The organism is Streptomyces sp. 8N706 (assembly GCF_052245415.1).
Lineage (GTDB): Bacteria > Actinomycetota > Actinomycetes > Streptomycetales > Streptomycetaceae > Streptomyces.
The window spans coordinates 1-16,211 of the sequence record NZ_JBQQBW010000040.1 but is presented as its reverse complement, the minus strand read 5'-3'; the positions used below and the strand labels follow the sequence as shown (position 1 = coordinate 16,211).

General features: G+C 67.8%; 14 protein-coding genes and 2 pseudogenes. 8 read left to right on the top strand and 8 right to left on the bottom strand.

What is annotated here, in order from left to right; all coding sequences use genetic code 11:
- Nucleotides 1–41 precede the first annotated feature (41 nt).
- Genes ACTWQE_RS17260 through ACTWQE_RS17240 form a run of 5 tightly spaced genes read left to right on the top strand, consistent with a single transcriptional unit; the run spans nucleotide 42 to nucleotide 4,954 of the window.
- Nucleotides 42–227, top strand: coding sequence for a hypothetical protein (locus ACTWQE_RS17260; RefSeq protein WP_443329881.1), 186 nt, complete (start codon nucleotides 42–44; stop codon nucleotides 225–227).
- Nucleotides 227–646, top strand: a complete 420-nt coding sequence (locus ACTWQE_RS17255; protein WP_443329838.1) for a TadE family protein — start codon at nucleotides 227–229, stop codon at nucleotides 644–646. Before ACTWQE_RS17260 ends, ACTWQE_RS17255 begins: the two co-directional genes overlap by 1 nt.
- Complete coding sequence (locus tag ACTWQE_RS17250; protein ID WP_443329837.1) at nucleotides 643–1,095, top strand: TadE/TadG family type IV pilus assembly protein; 453 nt, start codon at nucleotides 643–645, stop codon at nucleotides 1,093–1,095. The genes ACTWQE_RS17255 and ACTWQE_RS17250 overlap by 4 nt, the downstream gene beginning before the upstream one ends.
- A gap of 2 nt (nucleotides 1,096–1,097) precedes the next feature.
- Nucleotides 1,098–1,550: a pilus assembly protein TadG-related protein gene (locus tag ACTWQE_RS17245; RefSeq protein WP_443329836.1), complete on the top strand. Its 453-nt coding sequence runs from the start codon at nucleotides 1,098–1,100 to the stop codon at nucleotides 1,548–1,550.
- 2 nt (nucleotides 1,551–1,552) lie between these two features.
- The gene (locus ACTWQE_RS17240) at nucleotides 1,553–4,954 is read left to right on the top strand and encodes a LysM peptidoglycan-binding domain-containing protein (protein ID WP_443329835.1); all 3,402 of its coding nucleotides are present in this window, start codon (nucleotides 1,553–1,555) and stop codon (nucleotides 4,952–4,954) included.
- Nucleotides 4,955–4,983: 29 nt separating this feature from the next.
- Here ACTWQE_RS17240 and ACTWQE_RS17235 read toward each other — a convergent pair whose 3' ends face one another.
- The 5 genes from ACTWQE_RS17235 to ACTWQE_RS17215 all read right to left on the bottom strand — a co-directional run bounded on the left by ACTWQE_RS17235 (nucleotide 4,984) and on the right by ACTWQE_RS17215 (nucleotide 10,931).
- Complete coding sequence (locus tag ACTWQE_RS17235) at nucleotides 4,984–5,457, bottom strand: hypothetical protein (protein WP_443329834.1); 474 nt, start codon at nucleotides 5,455–5,457, stop codon at nucleotides 4,984–4,986.
- A 470-nt stretch (nucleotides 5,458–5,927) separates the two neighbouring features.
- Complete coding sequence (locus ACTWQE_RS17230; protein ID WP_443329833.1) at nucleotides 5,928–7,451, bottom strand: DUF2637 domain-containing protein; 1,524 nt, start codon at nucleotides 7,449–7,451, stop codon at nucleotides 5,928–5,930.
- Nucleotides 7,452–7,830: 379 nt separating this feature from the next.
- Nucleotides 7,831–8,988 (bottom strand): ParB/RepB/Spo0J family partition protein, encoded by a 1,158-nt coding sequence (locus ACTWQE_RS17225; RefSeq protein ID WP_443329832.1) that lies wholly within the window; start codon nucleotides 8,986–8,988, stop codon nucleotides 7,831–7,833.
- Nucleotides 8,985–10,220 (bottom strand): ParA family protein, encoded by a 1,236-nt coding sequence (locus ACTWQE_RS17220; RefSeq protein ID WP_443329831.1) that lies wholly within the window; start codon nucleotides 10,218–10,220, stop codon nucleotides 8,985–8,987. Before ACTWQE_RS17220 ends, ACTWQE_RS17225 begins: the two co-directional genes overlap by 4 nt.
- Nucleotides 10,221–10,523: 303 nt before the next feature.
- On the bottom strand, nucleotides 10,524–10,931 hold the full coding sequence (locus tag ACTWQE_RS17215; RefSeq protein ID WP_443329830.1) for a DUF3224 domain-containing protein: 408 nt from the start codon (nucleotides 10,929–10,931) through the stop codon (nucleotides 10,524–10,526).
- A 103-nt stretch (nucleotides 10,932–11,034) separates the two neighbouring features.
- On the opposite strand from ACTWQE_RS17215, the pseudogene ACTWQE_RS17210 reads away from it, so the two are divergent.
- Nucleotides 11,035–11,610 (top strand): annotated as a pseudogene (locus ACTWQE_RS17210) (helix-turn-helix transcriptional regulator).
- Between the two features lie 570 nt (nucleotides 11,611–12,180).
- Here the strand turns inward: ACTWQE_RS17210 and ACTWQE_RS17205 are convergent.
- Together ACTWQE_RS17205 and ACTWQE_RS17200 are read right to left on the bottom strand one after the other, a co-directional pair.
- Nucleotides 12,181–12,615, bottom strand: a complete 435-nt coding sequence (locus tag ACTWQE_RS17205; protein WP_443329829.1) for a MarR family transcriptional regulator — start codon at nucleotides 12,613–12,615, stop codon at nucleotides 12,181–12,183.
- 2 nt (nucleotides 12,616–12,617) lie between these two features.
- Nucleotides 12,618–13,226, bottom strand: a complete 609-nt coding sequence (locus ACTWQE_RS17200; RefSeq protein ID WP_443329828.1) for a helix-turn-helix domain-containing protein — start codon at nucleotides 13,224–13,226, stop codon at nucleotides 12,618–12,620.
- A gap of 1,748 nt (nucleotides 13,227–14,974) precedes the next feature.
- On the opposite strand from ACTWQE_RS17200, the pseudogene ACTWQE_RS17195 reads away from it, so the two are divergent.
- Together ACTWQE_RS17195 and ACTWQE_RS17190 are read left to right on the top strand one after the other, a co-directional pair.
- Nucleotides 14,975–15,197, top strand: a pseudogene (locus ACTWQE_RS17195) (Tn3 family transposase); the annotation flags it as partial.
- A 3-nt stretch (nucleotides 15,198–15,200) separates the two neighbouring features.
- On the top strand, nucleotides 15,201–15,389 hold the full coding sequence (locus tag ACTWQE_RS17190; protein ID WP_443329827.1) for a hypothetical protein: 189 nt from the start codon (nucleotides 15,201–15,203) through the stop codon (nucleotides 15,387–15,389).
- A gap of 86 nt (nucleotides 15,390–15,475) precedes the next feature.
- Here ACTWQE_RS17190 and ACTWQE_RS17185 read toward each other — a convergent pair.
- A partial coding sequence (locus tag ACTWQE_RS17185; RefSeq protein ID WP_443329826.1) for an FAD-dependent oxidoreductase occupies nucleotides 15,476–16,211 on the bottom strand: 736 nt, incomplete at its 5' end.

The following is a 16,211-nucleotide window of genomic DNA, read 5'->3' as shown; positions in this document are numbered from 1 at the left end:
TCACCACCACCATCACCGCTCGTTCCGCCGCGTTCATCGCGATGCTGGCCGGGCTTGCCGCGGCGCTGCGGGGCCGCCTGGAGGCAGCCCGGGCCCAGCCCGAGCGTGGCGACATCAGCATCACCACCGTCATCATCTGGGTCGCGGCCACCGCCGGTGCCCTGGCGATCGCCGGCACCATCGCCCTGGTGGTGACCAAGTACAACGGCAAGCTCTCGGGCATCTGATGACCGCAGCCAGAGCGGGCCGCCTGCGGCGGCCGGTCCAGATCGACCGCGGGGAGTCCTCCATCCAGATGGCGATCGTCTTCCCCTTCGTCATCCTCGCCACGATCGCCGTGGTGCAGGCCTCCATGTGGTACTTCGCCCGCGACATCGCACTGACCGCCGCCCGCGAAGGCCTCACCGCAGGCCGCTCCTACGGCGCCGGACCAACAGAGGGAGCCGCCCGCGCCCGCTCGGTGCTGGACCGCACAGCAGGCGACAGCCTGCAGGGTACGGCGGTCTCCACGGCCGGCAGCACCGGGCAACGGATACGGATCCAGGTCTCCGGCACCGTGCCGTCCATGCTGCCGGGCGTAGGAGGAATGACCATCACCCAGTCCGCGTCCGGCCCGATCGAACGCTGGACCGTCCCAGGAGGATGACCCAAGTGCGCACGCTGTGGCAGCGCAGGCATGAGGACCGGGGCAGCGAGGCGATCCAGGCCGCCATCATCACCCCGCTGCTCATCATGTTCCTGTGCATGGCGATTGCCGCCGGACGGCTGGTCACCTCCGGATCGAAGATCGACGCCGCGGCCGAGGACGCCGCACGGGCGGCCTCCATCTCCCGCACCGGCCCCGCCGCCCAGGAAGCCGCCCACGCTGCGGCCGAGGAGTCCCTCACCGATGAAGGCATCAGCTGCGCGGGCACGAGCGTGAGCGTGGACACCAGCGGGCTGAACGTCCCCGTGGGTCAGGTGGGCACCGTCACGGTCACCGTCCGCTGCACCGTGGGACTCTCCGACTTGCTGCTGCCCGGCACGCCGGGCTCCCGCACCCTGGAGTCGAGCTTCACCTCCGTCGTCGACCAGTACCGACAGCGGGGAGCCTGACCATGCCCGGATTCCTGCATCGTGTTCGCCGCCCCCACCGCGAAGACGGCGGCATCGCCATCTTCGTCGCGATCTGCGTGGTCGCTCTGCTCGGCATCGTCGGCCTGGTCGTCGATGGTGGCGGGAAACTCCGCGCCACGATGCGGGCCGACGCCGCCGCCACGGAGGCCGCCCGCGCCGGCGGGCAGGCCATCGACCCCGGTCAGGCCATCCCCGGCGATGCGGTCGTCGCCGACCCGGGCGCAGCGCGCGCCGCAGCCCAGGCCTACCTGCGGCGCGCCGGCATCCCCGGCAGCGTCACCGTCTCCGGTGACGGCAAGACCCTGACCGTCACCACCAGCACCAGCTACGCCACCAAATTCCTGCCCGCAGTGGGAATCGGCTCCCTGCCGGTGACCGGAGAGGGCCAGGCTTCACTCGTCCACGGCGTAGTCTCCCCCCAGGAGGGACCCTAGAGATGCCCACTTCCCCTCCGGCATCCACAAGCCGATCCCCGCTCGCCGTGCTGCGCGCTGCCGGCAGTCTCCTGCTGCTCCTCATCGCCGTGGGCGGGCTGCCACTGCTGCTCGGCTGGGCGACCCCCGTGCTGTGGGAGAACGGGCAAGGCGAGCTCACCCACCTGCTGGACCGACAGGACACCGGGGGACTCTTCCTCCTGGTGCTCGTGGCGATCGCCTGGGCCGGATGGGCGCATTTCACCTACTGCGTCGTGATGGAAATCCCCGCCCAGGTCCGCGGCCGCACCCGCCGGCCCCGGCGGGGACTTGCCATCAGCCGACGGGCGGCCGCCACCCTGGTCGGCAGCATCCTGGTGCTCCTGCCCACCAGCACCGCACCGGCCACACCCACCACCGCCACCGCGGCCCCCTCCGCTCCGGCGCTGCCGGGCACCGACAACCTCAGCTCAACCACCGCCCAAGGCCACCAAGGAAACGACACTCAGGTACCCCAGGAAACCGGGCAGCGCCAGGCCACGTACACCGTGCGCCAACTGCGGCCCGCGGAAAGCCTGTGGTCCATCGCCGACCGCGAACTCGGCGACGGCGAGCGCTGGAGGGAGATCGCGGACCTCAACCAGGGCCGCACCATGACCGACGGCACCCTCTTCAACCCCGACAACTTCCTCCAGCCCGGCTGGAAGCTCCTCATGCCCGAGGACACCGCAGAGCGCGACCACGCCCGGCCGCAGGGCGGTGCCGCCCGATCCGTCACCGTGCAGACCGGCGACAGCCTCTCGCGCATCGCCGACCGCGAACTCGGCGACGCCACACAATGGCCTGCGATCTTCGAGGAGAACCGAGACGAACCGCAACCGGGCGGCGGCAAGTTCACCGACCCGGACAGCATCTACCCCGGCCAGGAGCTCGACCTCCCCTCCCCCAGGGCCGCCGAACCCTCCGACAACACCGACAGCAGCGAGGTGACCGAACCTCCCGACCAGGCCGGCGACCAGGCTGAGGACCAGGACACGGCCACGCCGCAGGAGAAGGCCCCACACGAGCACAACACGGCACCGGCGAAGCCCTCCCACCCAGCACAGGAACCACCGGCCGCCAGCCCCGAGCCGACGGCACCCGCGGAAGATGAAAAGGCCGCGCCGACACCAACCGAGCAGGGCGAGACATCGGCCGGCACAAGCAGCCACACGCCCGCACCGCGCGAGTCCGCCCAGCGGGAACGGGCCGCGCACGCGGATGAGGCCGATGATTCAGCGCTCAACCCGGCCCTGGCCCTCGCTGGAGTCGGCGTTCTCCTCGCCTCCGGACTGGTCGGCACCCTGGCGACCAAGCGTCTGCTGCAGCAGCGCCGCCGTAAAGCCGGGGAAACCATCGCCATCGATGAGGAGACCCCGCACACCGAGCAGGCCCTTAACGCCGCCGCCGACACTGACCAGGCCGCGCTCCTGGACCGCGCTCTGCGCACCCTCGCCGACCACGCCCGCGCCGCAGGCCATACCTTGCCCACGCTGCGCGGCGCCCACCTGACCGCCCGCTCCATCGAGTTGCTCCTGGAGGACCCTGCCGAGGATGCACTGCCGCCCTTCACGCTGGGCGACAGCGGGCGTTCATGGATCCTCGACCCCGCCGCGCCACTCCTGACAGACGACGCCAGGGAGGTCCCGGCCCCCTACCCGGGGCTGGTGACCATCGGCAGCACCGAGGAGGACGGCCTGCTCCTGGCCAACCTGCTGCACCACCGCGCGGTCCTCCTGAACGGGCCGGAGACCGACGCCCTGGCAGTGGCGCGCGCCCTGGTGCTGGAGGCCGGCACCGCCCGCTGGACCGACTACACCCAGATCGTCACCGTCGGCCTGGGCACCCAACTGGCCGCTCTGCTGCCGCAGGGCCGCATCGGCGCCATGCCACACCTGCAGTCCGCGGTCCGCGATCTGGGCGAGTACCTGCTGGAGACCCGGCAGCACACCGACGAGGACCCCGACACCGTGCCACTGCCATGGATCCTCATCGCCGTCGGCGACATCGAGCACGACCACGCCTGGCAGCTCGCCGAAGCACTCAGCGCGGCCGCCGACCTGCCGGTCGCCCTCGTGCTGCCCTCCACCGACATCACCCGCCAGTTCTTCCCCGACGCCGAACACCTGAGCACCGAAGCCGACACCGCCCAGACCCCCGACAGCCTCGGGCTGCCGGTGCGCATCCAGCGCCTGGAGGAGGAGACCTACCGCGAATACACACGCTCCCTGGTGACCGCCGAGGAGCCCGCCCGGCCGGCCACCGGAGCCTGGCAGCTGGCAGCCGACCATCACACCCCGGCCACCCAGCCCCAGCGCACACCGCCGCTGTCACTGCTCCTGACCGGCGAGGGCCACGACCACGACGCACAAAGCGGTGCATCCGATGCGCCGTTCCCGGCGCTGCTCGCCTCCTCCGACCCCGCCCGGATCCGCCTCATCACCCCGACCGAGGACCTGGCCGACAAGAGCAGCAGCGGCCCCACCCAAGCCATGGCTTCCCCGGATACAGTCGCGGGCGCAGGCCAAGAGGACACCGGCGTTGAAGCCTCCGCCGCTTCCGGGCCGGGCCAGAGGGCACCCGTGCTGACTCCAGCACCGTCACCTCGCCCCGAGCCCGAGCCGGAGCCGACAGACGACCCGAACGCCCCCCTGATCCAGGTCCTCGGACCAGTCAGCGTCACCGGCATCACCAGCTCCGGTCATGACCCGCGCCTGGCGGACCTGGCGGTGCTCATGCGCTTCAAGCCCGGACGCACCGCAGACCAGCTGCGCTCACTGATGGACCCGGCCTCCCCGTGGACCAAGCGCACCCTGCAGGCCCGGGCCTCAGAACTGCGGATGCGCCTGGGTGAGGACAGCCACGGCAACCTGTACCTGCCGCGCACCCGCGCCGGCTACCAACTCGGCCCTGCGGTCCGCATGGACTGGGACCACTTCCAGCGCCTCGCCCAGCGGGGACTCACAGGCGGCCCCCAAACGGGTCTGCCCGACCTCGAGGACGCCCTCGCCCTGGTCCGCGGCCGCCCGTTCGCGGACCGCGACTACCCCTGGGCAGCCCCCATCGAACAACAGATGATCTCCCGCATCGTGGATGTCGCCCACACCGTGGCCACCTGGCGGACCGAGGGGCCCACCCCTGATCTGGACGAGGCCCGCCGCGCCGTCCAACGAGGACTGAAGATCGACGAGACAGCGGAAGTCCTGTACCGGGACTGGATCCACATCGAAGCCGCAGCCGACAACGAGGCCGGCATCCGAAAGGCCGCCGCCCAGATCACCCGCATCGCCCACGCCTACGACATCGACCTCGAACCACAGACCGAACAGACCATCAACCGCCTCCTCACCAGCTCCAACCGCAGGCCACAGGCAAACAGCCGATAACACCGAGTCGGCCCCGCAGCCCCCAGCGGCTACTCAGGCGATTGCGCCACCCGCGGCCCCGACGGCCGCAGGTGGTGGCGCGCATTGGCCAGCACCTCCGCACGAGCGGCCTCTTCCGATCTCGGCGGCCGCTGCTCCCACTCGGACATGACCTCATGCACTCCGGCAACCACAGCACGAGCCTGGTCCGCCAACCGGCCATCCAGACCGGCCACCGCTCCCCCACCGGCCTCAGGTCCCGTGAGGACCACATCCCCATAGAGCCAGTACGGCAGCTCCAGGCCACGCCATACGCAGGCCAGCGCCCAGGCAGCGAAGTTCGCATCCAACATCTGAGCCGCATCGCCGTGAACGTGGAGCAGCACCTCCCGGTGATACACACCTCGGTCAGCTGCGCCGCCGAGGAGTTGCGCAATGACCGCCCGTTGCCCGGTTCCGTCCTCGGGCAGCGTCACCTCGGTGACGCCTCCGGTCACGTCGATGCGCAGAGCTGTGGTCGCCATACGTGTATCCCCCCCGCGGCACGTCCAAGGCCGCTTGCTCAGCGTAGTGGGCTGAGCTTTTACCGTGATCGAATCTGGCCAGCGTTGGCTGCGCACTGCGCAGCCATGGGTTGCCGTTGAGAGCTCGGGTGGACTGTGCGCAGCACCGATGTGGAGTGCGCATCGCAGGTCACACGGGTGGTGGGCGGGCTGCTTCTTCTCGGTCCGTGGTCCAAGGGCACCGCCTCGTCCCGGTGCCTGCCTGGCGGTCGGTTGGTCGGCCGGGCGGCGGTGGGTGGCTGCTTTGCGGTCTCGTGTCCAACGGCGCTGTGCTCATGTTGGATCAGGGACGCCGCTTGCCACAGCGTGGTGTGGGGTCAGTGCGGAGTGCGTGCGCACTCGCATGGGGGTTGGTGCGCATCGCATTGCTTGGCTGGGCACACTCTCCACGGATTGGCGACCAGGATGCGAAGCGGAGGCAGCTATGGGCTTCAGGCTGTGGAGTTCGTCCAACTATGGGAGAGCGCTGATCGGCGCCGCCGGAAGTCCTGTAGGCGGCCTGTGAGGTCGCCGGGAGTGAGGGCCGCACCGTACTGTCCGGTGATGCCTGCCTGGGTGAGAAGTTGGGCGAGTTCCTCGGCTGTCGGCTCGTCGGCGTGCCGGTCGCAGTGCTGGGCCCAGGCTCGGTAGATGCGGAACTCCAGTGCGTAGCGCCGAAGGGTGCTGGGGCTGACCGGTGTACCCGTGCGGCTGGTGATGCGTTGCTGAGCCAGGTATTTGGACAGCTGACTTCCGGTGGGCTCCTCGTCGTGCTCTTGCTGATAGGCGAGCCAGGCCATGTAGTAGCGGTCGACAACAGTCAGCTGACCGCTCTCTCCTTCGCCCGCGACGTCGGGAGAGGCCGCGGACAGGGAGGCACGGACGGAAGAAGCCGGAACCCTTCCGGCCGCTGTCGCTGCCGCGTGCCTCTGCTGGGCTGGGTAGTCATCGTCCGCGGACTGGCGCTGGTCAGCCAGAGGCGTCTCTATGCCATCAGGTACGTCGCTCGACGCGCCCGACGACTGGCCGGTGAGAGAACGTTTCCTGCCTGGTCCGCTTACCTGATCATTACCGTTGCCGTATCTGAATCGAGAAGGAAGCCTGCCATGTACGGCTACGCGGAAGCGCTGGCCTGTGATCAGTCGCTCCCCCTCTCCCCGGCCCGAGGACCCAGTTGCGCCGGCCAGGTCTTCTGGCACCACTGAATCCGTGGGCGTTGACAGGTCTGCCTTCACGTCCGGGGGCAGCAGCGTTGTGGACATGTCCGGTTCCTTGATCCCGGCGGCCGCCAGGCCCGCGGCGCCGGTCTCCGACAGCGGCACCCCGTAGCGGGCGAGCCGCAGCGGCATCAGGGACTCCACCGGGGCCCTGCGGCGCCAGGCGCGGCCGTAGCGGGCGCGGAGGCGGGCGCGGTAGACCAGGCGGTCCTGTTCGAGCCTGATGACCTCCTCATAACTGCGCAGCTCCCACAGCTTCATCCGCCGCCAGAGCCGGAAGGTGGAGGGGAAGGCGAGCAGCCAGCGCGTGATACGGACCGACTCCATGTGCCGGTCGGCGGTGATGTCGGCGATCCGGCCGACCGCGTGCCGGGCGGCTTCGACGGCGACGACGAAGAGGACCGGGATGACGGCGTGCATGCCGACGCCGAGCGGATCGGGCCAGGCGGCCGCGCCGTTGAAGGCGATGGTCGCCGCCGTCAGCAGCCAGGCGGTCTGCCGTAGCAGCGGGAAGGGGATACGGATCCAGGTGAGCAGCAGATCCAGGGCCAGCAGGACGACGATTCCCGCGTCGATACCGATGGGGAAGACGGCGGAGAAGGCGCCGAAGCCCTTCTTCTCGGCGAGGTCGCGCACCGCGGAGTACGAACCGGCGAAGCCGATCGCCGCGATCAAGACCGCTCCGGCAGTCACCACTGTGATCAGGATGCGGTGGACCCGGCTGAGCGTCACCGGCGCGTTCCCCTTCCCCGCGATCACGTGCTCCTGCCCTCCCTTATCAGTGCTTCATCGCCTTAGCGGCTCTCACACTCTCACGACACATTTCACGTTGGACCGGTTCAGGAGCGCACGTTGGGGATCGTCAACCAAAGGTGATCAATGCCCACCCAAGCGGGACCGGGACGCCCCCTGTCCTGTCTGACTCGCGCCGGGTGCGCACCGCAGGTACGCATCGAATACACGCCACGTGCCAGCGTGCCCGATGCGCACCGGACGGCCGAGCGATACGCAGACCGAGCCAAGGCAGGGGGGTGAGTTCAGTGCGGTTTAGGGTGAGTAAACGGCCCGCAGAAATCACCACCGCAGATCAGCAGCCGCACCAGGCCGGAGCGGTCGTGCGCGCGACGGCCCATCAGTGCTACTGATTCTCCAGGAGAAGCTCGGCCACCTGCTGCCGGTACTCGGGGGTGCTGGCAGCCACCAGTTCGGCTACGAACGCTTCGGGGCCTCCGAGCAGTTCCAGGTAGCGGCCGATCATCCTGTGCCGCTCGTGTTCGAGCACCTTGGAGAAGATGATGTCCATGGTGGCCACACCATCTGCCCAAGGCATCTGGACCTGAGGCGGATTGGTCGCGGACGCCGAGCGGGGATCGGGAACCGCTCCGGTCCGTCCAGAATCCTGCGAGTTGGAAGCGCTGACGGCCGGGTTCATTACGCCGTAATGATCGTCGCCGCCTACCGGTGTCCTGCCGTCAGGGTCCGGCGCGCTGGAGGGTGTCCGTGCCGACCTCGACGCCGCGCTCACCTCCCCATCGGCGCTGTTCCGCTTCCGTGTCTTGGCTCCGGCCTGCTTGTCGGCCTTCTCCTGCGCCCGCTTCTCCTTCAGCTGCTGGAGGTGTTGATCCTGTTCCTCCGGCTTCTTGCGTCCGACGAGCCGTAGAAGGTCTGCCGGCTCCTCTCCAGAGGCGAGCTTCTTCTTCAGCTCGGGGGTGAGGCCGAGTAGAGCGAGTCGCTGGGAGACCCAGCCTTGTGACCGGTGGAGCCGGGCTGCCAGTGCTTCCTGCGTACCGTGTACGGCTAGGAGCTGCTGGAGAGCCCTGGCCTCGTCAAGGTGGTCCAGATCCTGGCGGTGGATGTTCGCGACGAGAGCTGACTCCAGGATCTCGTCTGGATTGCTGCCGAGGTCTTCGTCCAGCATCACCTTGATCTTGGTGAGGCCGGCTTCCCGGGCGGCGGCAAGTCGGGAGTTGCCGTCGATGACGACGTACTTGGTTCCTTCTTCCAGCTCGTCCTCGCGGCGGGGGTTCGCTTCAAGATAGGTGAAGCGGGACATGATGCTGATGGCCGCCTTCTGGCCGTGGTCGCGCAGGCTGCCCGCCAGGTCCGTCAAGTCCCCGAGCTCGGACCTCGGATTGGCGGGGTTGAGGCTGATCAGAGAGACGGATAGTTCGACCGGCGGCGGAGCGCCTTCGGTGGGGGCCTTGGTGGCGGCGTTGATGGCTGCCCGTCGAGGGCTGATGGACTGGGCTGCCTGGAACGAGCTGCCCGCACCGAGTGCGGAGGCCTTGCTGCTCATGCGATCTCCCGTGCAAGTGCGCGCATGGCCACTGCCTGATCGCACCTGGGTGCGTAGGCGAGTAGTGGCCGCTTCACTCGTACCGCTTCCTTCTGTTCTTTCAAGTCTCCGATGACGCCGACGACGCGCGGATCCTTTATCGACATCCAGTTCTCGAGGGAGGAGGTGGCGATGTAGCCGCGGCGGGCGTCGTAGTGGTTCACCACGATTCCGAGGTACTCAAGCTCAAGACCCATGTCGCTGCGCAGGTCCTCGATCTGGGAGGTCAGCAGCGCGTAGGCGTCCGCAGAGCTGTCCTCGGCTTGGACGACAACCAGCACCCCGGAGTTGCCGGGCTCCTCAACCGAGCGTCGTCGGCCGTAGTACGCGGCCGCGTCCATGCTCAGCCCGAGGCTGGGCGGGCAGTCAACCAGGATGGCGTCGTAGTTGTCCTCGAGCGGCGCGAGGGCGCGCTCGAGGGCGGCTTCGCGTGCGCGTACACCTGACAGCTTGACGTCGAGGAGGAACGCGTCGGTGCACGCCGGAAGGAGGTGCAGGCGGCCTCCGAAGCGTTCGTCGGTGACTTCTACGATGAGGTCGCGCAGTTCGCCCTTGGCCTCACCGGCCATGTGCTTGGTGAGGCTGTCGCCCTCGAGGGCGAGGGGCTCGTGCCCGAGCTGCTTAGTCAGGTGGCACTGCGGGTCGAAGTCAACCAGCAGGACCCGTTGGCCGAGGCCGGGCAGGTTTTCATACTCGAGGGGTGAGTCATCCTCATCGGTGAGGAGGGCGGCGAAGTGCTTGGAGATCCGCACCGGGTGGAGGCTGTCGGAGTCCTCAGCGAGCGCTTCTCCTATGCCGGCGGTGACGGCGGTCTTGCCGACTCCGCCCTTCTGGTTGCAGACGATACGGCGCTTGACGACGACGGGCCGTTGCACGTCGGGAGCTGGATTCTTGTCCAGCCACACCTGAACGGACTGGGAGAGGCCCTGGACAATCGACACGCCTCGGGCGGAGCAGTCCTGACGGAAGTCCTCCCACTGGCTGGGGGGAAGCCAGGTCGAGAAAGACTTGGCGCCCGCCGTGTCGATAGGGGAGAGGTTCGCTCCCAGCCCGCGCCAGGCCGTGATACCTGCCTCGACCGCGTGCTGGATGTCGATGCCGTGCTGCGCCGTGCGAATCTTCAAGTCCTGCTGCAGCGCGGTTGGGAGCTTGGAGACGACCTTTTCCCGGTCGCCTGGAGTGGGCGATGTCATGGCAGACACCTTACTAACGTTCATGACCAAACGCTGCATCGACGCGTTAGCAAGCCACAAGTTGTTGCGCGCGACACGGCGACGGACTTCCGGTCAGTCGGTATTACGTCGTAATGAAGGTGTCCCGTAGCCATGAAGGTGACCCACGATCAGTCGCTGGCCTGGGAGTGGACAAGAGCGGTGAGACATTAGTTTCCATGACACTCTCCCCGCCCGGGGCGCTCGAGCGTACGAGACCCGTCCGGCCCCGGGCAGCGGCAAGTCGGGCATCTGCGGTCTCGTGGCCGCCCTCGTAGCCTGCGGTCAACTCAGGTCGTAGTCGAAGGTGTAGGGGAAGGACTGTTCGCCGGGCTTGGTTGTGAAGCTGCCAGTTCCGCGCAGCCCGGTCAGGTCTCCCGTGCCTGATCCAGAAACGACTTCGAAGGTGCAGTGCACGGTCCCGTCGTCGTCGAAGGAGCCGCGCTCTTCGACAACGAAGCCGCCTTTGCGCCCGTCGAGTCGGCCGACCAAGGCCTCCATGCCGGTGAACGTACCGGTCTTCTCCGTGACGTAGACGATGGTGTATTCGCAGGTGGTGTCAGCGGCCTCGATGCCGCCCGAGAAGGTGTTGGTGACGGAGGCATGGGCCAGTTTCGGGCTCGCTTCGGTCGGACCGACCGCACGTTCCTCCCAGTTGGTGAAGGTGAACCGGCCGGTGGTCTGCGTGGGCATGGGAGTCCTCTCGATCGGCCGCACACGCTCTTGCGTGCAGTGCGTGATCAGCCTGGCTGCCGTACCTGACACCTTCTGTCAGGTACGGCGCGACAATGGCTCCATGCGTGCCGACCGACTTCTTTCCCTGCTTCTGCTGCTCCAGAATCGCGGACGGATGACCGCCCCGGAGCTCGCCGCGGAGCTGGAGGTGTCGATCCGGACGGTCTACCGGGACATCGAGGCGCTCAGCGCGTCAGGTGTCCCGGTCTGCGCCGACCGCGGGCCCGCTGGCGGCTACCGCCTGATGGACGGGTACCGCACATCTTGGCTGTGGACACGACCGGAGAGGTCTTCCAACGACCGGCCGGATTCGACCTGGCTGCCTACTGGGAAGAGTCCTCCCGACGCCTGGAAGCCGCGCTTCACCAGGGAACTGCGCGACTGCGGATCTCGCCCAAGGCACAGCGCCTGTTGCCCATGCAGTTCGGTGTGGCGGGCGCACGAGCCCTTGAGAGCGCTGGGGCGCCGGACCATGAAGGCTGGGTGCAGGTGGAGATGTCCGTTGAGGCGCAGGCCGTCGGTAAGTGACCTACTTAGGCTCGGGACGGAGGCCGAAGTACTGGGTCCCACCAAACTGCGGCAAGCCATTGCCGAGGCCGTAGCGGTACTGGCAACCCGCTACGCGGCAGCGCCATGAACCCGGCCTGGGCTGTCTCGCTTGGCCTCGCCGTGAGATGCGCAGTTGCGTGAGGAACGTCGCGACGCCTGGGTGAAGCGGTAGGGGACGTCGAACCATGGGAAGTGACCGCCGTCCGGCTGGAGGGTCAGTTCAGGCTTGGCGAACAGCTACGCAGTGCCAGCACAGATGCGGGGAAGCGGGCCGCTGTCTACCACACCTGCGAACGCAAGGACCCGCACGTCCCATGCGGCCATGGCGGCACGGGCTGCGGCACTGAGCCCGCGTGCTGTCAGCGACAGCTGCCCGCCCGGTCGCTCTCTTCCCTCGGCAATCCACGATTTGGATATCGACAGTACCGATGGTTCCTAGTCGATGGAGCTGACCAGTGGGTCAAAGGAGCCAACCTCAGGCACCGTTGCGTCGCACCTGGCAGGACACAACTGCAGCCCGCAGTGATGCAGGCCGCCGAGCGTCTGCCCCTGAACGAGCCCTCCGTCGCGTTATCGGGGTATAGTGGTGACGAAACCTAGACGCAGAGAGGCCCCCGGCTCGCCGGGGGCCTTCCTGTTTGCCACGACGTTGGCCTGACTACACGGCGACCTTCAGCAGCGAGCGGCGACGCTTGTCCTCTCGCGCGGCTTGTTGCGCGGCGAGGCGCTCCTTGTAGCAACGGATGAACTTGGTTGCTTCGCCGTCGAGCCGTTCTTCCTGGGGCATCACTTCGATGGCGTCCCATGCATCGTTTTCGCTGCGGTAGCCGGCAATCATGGCGTTGAGCTGGTAGATGCCATTGGCTGGGCGAGTGATCAAATACGCGGCTTCGAGGTAGCTCAGGGCAACGGTGACACTGGATCTGCTGAGGTTCAGCTTGTCAGCGATCTTCTTCTGTGACATGACAACCTGGCCACCTGGGTTCTGGTGGGCCTGCATCCACAGCAGCGCCCGGTAGGAGGCTTTGGGCATGTCCAGTTCCGCGATCAGCCCGTTGAAGTTCGGTGGTGTGAACAGAGCCGTTGAACCCACGGTCACTCCTCGGAATCTATGTCGAGCTCGATCTTGGTCTGGTTAGGGTTGCCGACGGCCCGCTGTGCTCGTTCCTTCGCCCGCGCTGCCCTACGCTCAGCTCGCATCTTACGATCTTCAGCGATGGCTTCCTCCAATGCCTGCAGGGAGGGGTAGCGGACGAGCTCTGGCATGTTCGAGTTCGTTAGCTCATCGAGCACGTCGCGCTGAGAGACCTCGGTGTACTCGATCTTCCCGTTTTGGTTCCGGACGAACTCGGCGCCGCGGAAGGAGTAGACCGGGTTCACCCGGTAGACGCCTCTCTCCATCTTTACGACGATGCCTTGCTCCATGAGCTCCTGCAGCACTTCGCTGACACGTGACCGGTGCACATCGAGGATGTCCGCCATCCGCTCCTGGGTGAGCTCGATCCGACCACCAGCACGCTGGTTGGCGATGAGAATCAAGATCAGACGGAGCGGAAGGTTTCCTCGGTAGTACTGAGCAACGATGAAGAGGAACTCCAGACTGTCCATCGCGAACGCGTTGGGCTGCTCGTCAGTCCCGTAGAACGTGAGGCCCTTGCGTTCCTTGCTGATCGCGATGTCACGGTTCGGGTGTGCCCGGACCACGTCGTCGAGGCTCGTGGCCCTGGTCCTACGGCCAGAGAACGCTTTCCTCGGGTCCTCTGATTCGGGTGGTGACTGGGCAGGCGTGGATGGGCGCCGCGGTGAAGGCGACGCCGCGTTACGCGGCATGGCGTGCAGACCTCCCTGATCGAAACCTAGACAGCCCGCACCTTACCGGAATGGTCGTCATGGCTAACCCGTTGGTCGCGATCCCTAACCTCGGGCGTGTCGTATGTCTCCTCCCAGGGGACACAACTCTCCTACGAACCAAGCTGCCCCTTGTTACTGGCCTGATCAGCCTCACCCCTCCCCCACCCGGTAGCAGAAGACGTCGGTCCAGCCGAGAGACAGCCCACAGGATCGCCACCACTACCTCTCCTTGGAACTCACCGGAACCAAATCGCCGGGGGGCGGGGGTCCGGAGGAGCCCCCCGGCGACCGCGCTCCGCCGCGCAGGCGGTCCGGTTCGCTGGGTGGCCCCAACACCCCCACCGCTCAGCCCCAGAGCCACCCGGCGAACCGGATACTCACTGCCGGATCGCCGCTTGCGGCGATGTCTGGAAGCCAGCCGCAACTCCCCTGTGAGAGGAACACCCTTATAGATAGGGGGAGAAGAGCGAGTCTTTGCAGGTCAGAGACTTGCTGTGGATAGTTGAGTGTCAGCTCCAGAGCTACACATCGGCGCAGCTCTGTCTAACGTGGTCTGACAGATCGAGCAACAGATGTGAAAGGAGCTAACGTTCGCGAGCGAAAAAATTTAGCTCAGCCGACCAAGGGGGCAAGTGGGCTAACCTCAAAGCGTCTTGGCCAACGGTGGAGGGCGTGCGGGGCGGCCAATAGACAGGTAAGAACCTGGACCTCTGGCAGGACTCGCCGGCGCGCGAATCGGACGCGTGGCGGTCGAGGCCGAGCAGGGCCGGGCCAGTCGCTCAGCGCGATGCCCGACCCGTTCCACCCGGAGGCGCACCCGCGATCCGTTCCCCGGTCGCCGGGCTCCCGGGGGGTCCCAGTAGTACTCGCGGAAAAACAACGGAGTAGCCCCTGGCCTGGCCCGTTTCCGTTGAACGCTCGGCGCTGTTCACCCTGCTCGACACTCTCGACTTGGAGGCCACCAGCGCGGATCACAGCGTGCTGGACGCGGTGGAGTTCCTGCTCGCGATCCGGGTCCGCACCGGCGAGTACGTCCCGTCCAAGGTCACCGTCGGGCACGGGCCCGACGCGGTGACGGTGGCGATCGATATCGACTTCGTCACCGAGGCGTGGCGCAAGATCCTGTGCCTGCAGGACCGGCCGGGCAAGCTGGTGCGCCGCCACCTGGGGGTATGCGTGTTCTCCTACCTAGCCTCCGAGCTGCGTTCCGGGGACATCGCGGTCCTCGGCGCCGACTCGTACGCCAACCTGCATGCGCAGCTGATGTCCTGGGACGAGTGCGTCCCGCTGGCCGAGCAGTTCTGCGGCCAGGCTGGCATCCCGTCGAACCCGAAGGAGCTCACGGCGCACTACCGGGCGGCCCTTGGCGACATTGCCGCGGTGGTGGACGCCGGGTTCCCGCGCAACACCGACCTGTCCTTCGATGACGGGCGCCCGGTCCTGCGCCGCCGCAAGGGCGCCGACCGGCGTCCGACCGCGCTCGCGCTGGAGGAGGCGATCCACCAGCGGCTGCCCGAACGAGGCCTGCTGGACATCCTGGCCCGTACCGCGCATCTGGTCGGCTGGCCGCGGCACTTCGGGCCAGCGTCGGGATCGGATTCTCCGACACCTATATTGCCCTGTTCAGCCACTTCACCCCTGCGGGGTGTGGGAGGCCGTCTACATCATCGAAGGGTTGCTGCGCAACGACTCCGACATCCAGCCCGACACGATCCACGCCGATACCCAGGGCCAGTCCCGCCTGTTTTCGGACTCGCCGCGCTGCTCGGCTTCGACCTTCTACCGCGCATCCGCAACTGGGCCGACCTGAACTTCTACCGGCCCAGCGTGGACACACCCCTCCACCGCCTCGGCGACTGGGTGCTCGACCTGTCCCCGCCGAACGCGGTGCCCGTCACCACTCTTGATCTGGTGCCGGGGGCGCTGTTCCCCGGCGACATCACCGCGGCCGCGGCGCCGGCCGCCACCGCGCCGCGCCGGACGCGAGCGCGTGTCACTGCGAAGAAGAGTTCCTGATGGCCAGCTTGGACCCACCGGCTACCGGCCCGTGCGCGTGCGCGACCCCTTGTTCTCAGTGCAGGGCACGGGCGTCGCGCGGCTCGTCAGTGACGTAGCCGGGCGGCTGCGGCCAGAATCGGGGTGCTCACGACGGTGGCTGCGGCGCCCAGTGTGGTGTCGGTGGCCAGGATCCACCGGACGGTCTTCATGGCCAGGGTGAGGACTTCGCTGCCGCGCTGACGCATGCCGGCCTCGAACTGGTCCACGGCGTCGGTAAGGGTGGCGGTGCCGTCGGCGGCGGCGCTGACGTGCGTGAACAGGCTGGCGGCGTCGCGGATGGCCGCGCCCGCTCCCATTCCGGCGGTGGGCGGTGTGGCGTGGACGGCGTCGCCCAGCGCGGTGATACGACCCGCAGGCCATGGCGCGAGATCCTCCGCGCGGGTGGAGGCGGCGTTGAAGCGGAATCCGGCCACGCTGTGCGGGTCCGCCTGGGCGATGACCTCGAGTGTGTGCTCGGCCCAGCCCCGCTCGCGGAATCGGCCGAGCAGCGCGGCCTGCAGTTCGCCGCCACGCAGGTCGCGCAGAAAATCGGTGCTGGTGGATTCGGGGAACATGGCGCCCCAGATGTAGGTGGGTCCGGTGGTGACCGACATCCGCAACTCGGGAGCGTCGAGCGCGGTGTTGCCGACCGGGTCAAGGAAGCCGACGTAGAACGCTGCTCCGCGCGGGCCGATCGCCAGCCCCGATCGTGGCCTAAGTCGCTGATGCTCGCCGGGGCTGAGGTCTCGCCGGAGGGTGCGGCCGGAGAACCCGATGATGCCCGCCGGGCTGTTGGTCGGG

Excerpts from the sequence above, each read along its gene's own strand:
- ACTWQE_RS17260 (WP_443329881.1), top strand. The coding sequence starts at position 42 with ATGCTGGCCGGGCTTGCCGCGGCGCTGCGGGGCCGCCTGGAGGCAGCC.
- ACTWQE_RS17255 (WP_443329838.1), top strand. The coding sequence starts at position 227 with ATGACCGCAGCCAGAGCGGGCCGCCTGCGGCGGCCGGTCCAGATCGAC.
- ACTWQE_RS17250 (WP_443329837.1), top strand. The coding sequence starts at position 643 with ATGACCCAAGTGCGCACGCTGTGGCAGCGCAGGCATGAGGACCGGGGC.
- ACTWQE_RS17245 (WP_443329836.1), top strand. The coding sequence starts at position 1,098 with ATGCCCGGATTCCTGCATCGTGTTCGCCGCCCCCACCGCGAAGACGGC.
- ACTWQE_RS17240 (WP_443329835.1), top strand. The coding sequence starts at position 1,553 with ATGCCCACTTCCCCTCCGGCATCCACAAGCCGATCCCCGCTCGCCGTG.
- ACTWQE_RS17235 (WP_443329834.1), bottom strand. The coding sequence starts at position 5,457 with ATGGCGACCACAGCTCTGCGCATCGACGTGACCGGAGGCGTCACCGAG.
- ACTWQE_RS17225 (WP_443329832.1), bottom strand. The coding sequence starts at position 8,988 with ATGAGCAGCAAGGCCTCCGCACTCGGTGCGGGCAGCTCGTTCCAGGCA.
- ACTWQE_RS17220 (WP_443329831.1), bottom strand. The coding sequence starts at position 10,220 with ATGACATCGCCCACTCCAGGCGACCGGGAAAAGGTCGTCTCCAAGCTC.
- ACTWQE_RS17215 (WP_443329830.1), bottom strand. The coding sequence starts at position 10,931 with ATGCCCACGCAGACCACCGGCCGGTTCACCTTCACCAACTGGGAGGAA.